The following is a 4862-nucleotide window of genomic DNA, read 5'->3' on the forward strand; positions in this document are numbered from 1 at the left end:
CCCCGTCCGTCCCCACCCCCACGCCCGTGTCCAACAACCCCAATGGCCTGCCGGACTCGTCCGACGCCATGGCGGGGGGCTGCAGCGCGTCCGGCACGTCCGGCACCCTGCCCTTCGCCGGTGCCCTGTTGATGCTGGGCGCTGTCGCGCTGCGCCGTCGCCGGGCCCCCGCCCGCGCGCTGGCCCCGCGCGCGAAGCGCTGACTTCCGCTCGACACCGAAGCAAGTTCCAAGGGCCCGGTGCGTCTCATGACGCACCGGGCCTTCTTGCTTCCTGTGACTTTCTTCGGCCACACAAAAATGTCAGAGAATTTAACTAATTCTTGAATTGTTTGACCTTCGCGGCTCAGTCGGGTTTCGCTCCGGGCTTCCCCGCAGCACGAAAGGCAGGACCCCGATGAAGCGGACCTCCGGGCTGTTCTCCACCGCGACGGCGCTGTTCGCTGGCGCCACGTTGAGCGTCATTCCCTCGATGGCGATGGCGGCGCCGTCCCCCGCGGAAGCGGCGCTGGCGCACGACGTGTCGCCCGACCTGCTCTCCGCGATGCAGCGGGACCTGGGCCTGACGGCGGACGGCGCGAAGCAGCGGCTGGCGTCGGAGGCCGCGGCGGTGCGCGTGGAAGGCAACCTGCGCGCGCAGTTGGGCGAGCGCTTTGGCGGCGCGTGGATGAACGCGGACGGCAGCGCGCTGGTGGTGGGCGTGACGACGGACGCGGACGCGGACGCGGTGCGCCGCGCGGGGGCGGTGCCGCGGAAGGTGAAGTACACGCAGGCGGAGCTGGAGGCGGTGAAGGCCCAGTTGGACCGCGACAGCGGGATGGCGGGCCGCGCCGTGCACGCCTGGTACGTGGACGTGATGACGAACAGCGTGGTGGTGCTGACGCAGGACTCCGCGCTGACGGGCGGCACGGACTTCGTCGCGAAGGCGGGTGTGAAGCACGCCGCGGTGCGGACGGTGCCGTCGCGCGAGGAGTTCAAGCCGGTGTACGACCTGCGCGGCGGTGACGCGTACTACCCGGGCGGCTCGCGCTGCTCCATCGGCTTCCCGGTGGCGGGCGGCTTCGTGACGGCGGGCCACTGTGGCGGTCCGGGCACGGGCACCAGCGGCTTCAACGGCGTGGCGCAGGGCACGGTGGTGGCGGCCAGCTGGCCCGGCAACGACTACGCCTGGGTGCGCACCAACGGCTCGTGGGGGTCGCAGCCGTGGGTGAACAACTACGCGGGCGGCAACGTGCTGGTGCAGGGCTCGCAAGAGGCGGGCGTCAACGCGTCCGTCTGTCGCTCGGGCTCCACCACCGGCTGGCGCTGCGGCGTCATCACGGGGAAGAACGTCACGGTGAACTACTCCGCGGGCCCGGTGTACGGCCTCACGGCGTCCAGCGCGTGCGCGGAGGGCGGTGACTCCGGCGGCTCGTGGCTGTCCGGCAACCAGGCGCAGGGCGTGACGTCCGGCGCTGGCGGCAACTGCTCGACGGGCGGCAACACCGTCTTCCAGCCGCTCCTCCCCATCCTGAACGCCTACGGCCTGTCGCTCACCACCACGGGCGGTGGCGGCTCCGGCGGCCCCATCATCGGCCTGGCGCACAAGTGCATCGACGTGCCGAACTCCAACACCAACGACGGCACCCGCCTGCAGCTGTGGGACTGCAACGGCACCAACGCGCAGCGGTGGACCTTCATGTCGGACGGCACCGTGCGCGCGTTCGGCAAGTGCATGGACGTGGCCTGGGGCTCCAGCGCCAACGGCACGGCCATCCAGCTGGTGAGCTGCAACGGCAACCCCGCGCAGCAGTTCATCCTCTCCGGCGCCGGTGACCTGGTGAACCCCCAGGCCAACAAGTGCGTGGACGTGACGGGCGGCAACTCCGCCAGCGGCACCCCGCTGCAGCTCTGGGAGTGCAACGGCACCGCCGCGCAGAAGTGGCGCCGGTAGTCGTCTTCCGTAGCGCCTGAAACGAAGAAGCGCGGGCCCCCGGCGCATCGGGACCCGCGCTTTGTCGTTTCAGCGGCCGGGGCTGCTAGTGCGCGCCTTCCACCTTCACGTTGGGGTCCGCCTTCTGGAGCATGACCACCAGGACGAGGGCGCAGACGAACAGCGCGGCGAGGATGAGGAAGTTCGCGTTGAAGGCCCGCACCAGCGCCTGGGCATTGATGCGCTGACTCAACAGGCCGTAGGCGGCGCCCGTGGGGTTGAGCACGCCCTTGGCCGCCATGGCGCCGGTCATGGAGGCGACCTGCTCCTGCGCCACCTGCCCGTAGACGTCCACGTGCGAGGTGATGGCGGTGACGTTGGCCTGGGTGGAGCGGCTGAGCGCGCTGCTCATCCACGCGGTGCCAATGGAGCCGCCCAGCTCGCGGGTGAGGTTGAAGAGGCCCGCCGCGTTGCCTCGCTGCTCCGGACGCAGGTTGCTGAGCGCCATCACCGACAGCGGCACGAAGATGAAGCCCAGCGAGCAGGCGCGGATGAACACCGGCGTGATGAGGGTGATTTCATCCACGCGCGTGGCCAGGTGGCCGTTGGTCCATAGCGACAGGCTCATGCCCAGGATGCCGAAGCCAATCAGGTACCGGCCATCCACCTTGCCTCCGAACTTGCCGATGAGCGGCATCAGCAGAATCTGGATGGCGCTGCCCTTGAGGAAGATGAGCCCGATGTCCAACGCCTCGTAGCGCATCACGGAGCCGCAGAAGAGGCTGAAGAGGAACGAGCCGGAGAACAGCGCCGTGCCCACCAGGAAGTTCACCCCCGTGGCCGCGGAGTAACTTCGGTTGCCGAACACGCGCAGGTCCACCACGGGACTGGGTGTCTCCAGCTCGTGAACGACGAAGGTGATGAGCGCGATGCCCGCGATGACGGCCAGGAGGGTAATCAGCCGGCTGTCGAACCAGTCCTCGCGGTTGCCCTCCTCCAGCACGTACTGGAGGCAGGCCATGCCCACGGCGAGCAGCGCGATGCCGTTTCTGTCCACCTTCTCCGTGGACGGTTCGAAGTGGGGCTGTTCGATGTAGCGCCACGCCATGTACGCGGCGAAGATGCCCACCGGCACGTTGATGAGGAAGATCCAGTGCCAGCTGGCCGCTTCGATGAGCAGGCCGCCCACGGTGGGCCCCAGCAGCGGGCCCGTCACGGCGCCCAGGCCGAAGAGGGCGCCCGCCATGCCGTGCTCCTCGCGCGGGTAGCGGGCGAAGAGGATGGCCTGGGACGTGGGGATGATGGCGCCGCCGCCCATGCCCTGGAGGATGCGGAAGGCCACCAGTGACGTCAGGTTCCACGACAGGCCGCACAGCACGCTGGCCACCGTGAAGAGGATGACGGAGAAGGTGAAGTACTTCCGGTAGCCAAAGCGGCGCTGCAGCCAGCCCGTCATCGGGATGACCACCACGTTGGCCATCATGTAGCCCGTGGACACCCAGGCGATCTGATCCAACGGCGTGCCGAAGCTCGCGCGGATGTCGCTCAGGGCCACGTTGACGATGGAGATGTCCAGCACGGACATCAGCGCCGCGGCCATGGCCGCGATGGTGATGCCCGTCTTGGAACCTTGGATGACGTCTCTGCGTGCGTCCACGAGGGGTTACTCCGCCTTCCGGGTATCCACCGCCGCGGTCTTCTGCTGCACGGGCTTCGCGCTGGTATCCACGGTGACGTAGGCGCTCATGCCGGGCTTGATGGGCAGGTCCTTCAGGTCCCCATCGAAGCGGATGAGCACGGGGATGCGCTGCACGACCTTCACGAAGTTGCCGGACGCGTTGTCCGGCGGCAGCAGGGCGAAGCGCGCGCCGCTGGCGCCCGCGAGGCTGTCCACGTGGCCCTTGAACGAGTGGCTGCCGAAGGCGTCCACCTCCAGCTCCACCGGCTGGCCCGGGCGCATCTCACCGACCTGGTCCTCCTTGAAGTTGGCGACGATCCAGATGTCGTTCTGCGGAACCACGGCCATCAGCGGTCGCTCCGGGCCCACCATCTGCCCCACCTCCACGGTGCGGCGGCTGATCACGCCGTCCACCGGGGCGCGCACCTGCGCGTAGGACACGGCGAGCTCCGCGAGCGTCAGCGCGCCGTGCGTCTGCTTGAGCCGGGCCTCCGCGAGCTTCAGCGCGGCCTGCGCGGCCTGCACCTGCACGGGCGCCGTCTCCGCGGCGCTGAGCTTGCCCTGCGCGGCCTCCAGGCCACCGGAGGAGCTCTGGATGCCGGCCTCGGTGGAGGTCAGCCGCGCGCGGGACTGGTCCAGCGCGGCCCTGGCCTGATCATACGAGGCCTGACGCGCGTCCAGATCCGCCTGGGCCACGGCGCCCTGCTCGCGCAGCTGCTTGATGCGGCCCAGGTCCGTCTCCGCCAGCTTGAAGCGCGCCTCGGACGCGGTCACGTCCGCGCGGGCCTGATCCAACGCGGCCTTGGAGGAGCTGATGCCGCTGGAGGCCTGGGTGACGCCGGCGCGGGCCTGGCGCAGGTTGGCGCCCGCGTTGGCCTCCGTGAGGGTGAGCTGGGCCTGGGCGTTGGACAGCTGGGCCTCCGCGCTCATCACGTCCGCGCGAGCGACCTCCAGGCGCGCGTCCAGGTCCGCGTGGTCCAGCTCCACCACCACGTCGCCGGCCTTCACCGTCTGGTTGTCCTGCACCAGCACGCGGGCCACCTGACCGGCCACGCGCGGCGACACGTTGGCGATGCGGCCCTCCACCTGGGCGTCGTCGGTGGACTCGTGACCGTGGGTGAGGAGGAAGCGCGCACCACCGCCCAGCACCGCCACGCCCACGAGGATGGGCAGCACCTGCCTGGCGCGGGAGCGCTTCGCGGGCTTCGCGACGGCGGGGGCTTCGGTGGAGGGGGCGGCTTCCAGTGAAGGGGTGGTACGGGTCGTCATGGTT

At 69.9% G+C, this 4862-nt stretch carries 4 protein-coding genes; 2 read left to right on the plus strand and 2 right to left on the minus strand.

The window, feature by feature from the left end:
* Positions 1-203: MYXO-CTERM sorting domain-containing protein (locus D7V80_RS40165; protein WP_233586078.1), on the plus strand; the 203-nt coding region annotated here is incomplete at its 5' end.
* 193 nt (positions 204-396) lie between these two features.
* Entirely contained in the window at positions 397-1932 is a 1536-nt protein-coding gene (locus D7V80_RS40170) for a S1 family peptidase (protein ID WP_120593047.1), read from the plus strand.
* Between the two features lie 85 nt (positions 1933-2017).
* On the opposite strand, the gene D7V80_RS40175 is transcribed toward D7V80_RS40170, so the two are convergent.
* Positions 2018-3568 (minus strand): DHA2 family efflux MFS transporter permease subunit, encoded by a 1551-nt coding sequence (locus D7V80_RS40175; protein WP_233586079.1) that lies wholly within the window; start codon positions 3566-3568, stop codon positions 2018-2020.
* Positions 3569-3574: 6 nt separating this feature from the next.
* The coding region (locus D7V80_RS40180) for an HlyD family secretion protein (RefSeq protein WP_370452639.1) at positions 3575-4862 on the minus strand (1288 nt) is incomplete at its 5' end.

It is taken from the genome of Corallococcus sp. CA054B (assembly GCF_003611625.1).
Lineage (GTDB): Bacteria > Myxococcota > Myxococcia > Myxococcales > Myxococcaceae > Corallococcus > Corallococcus coralloides.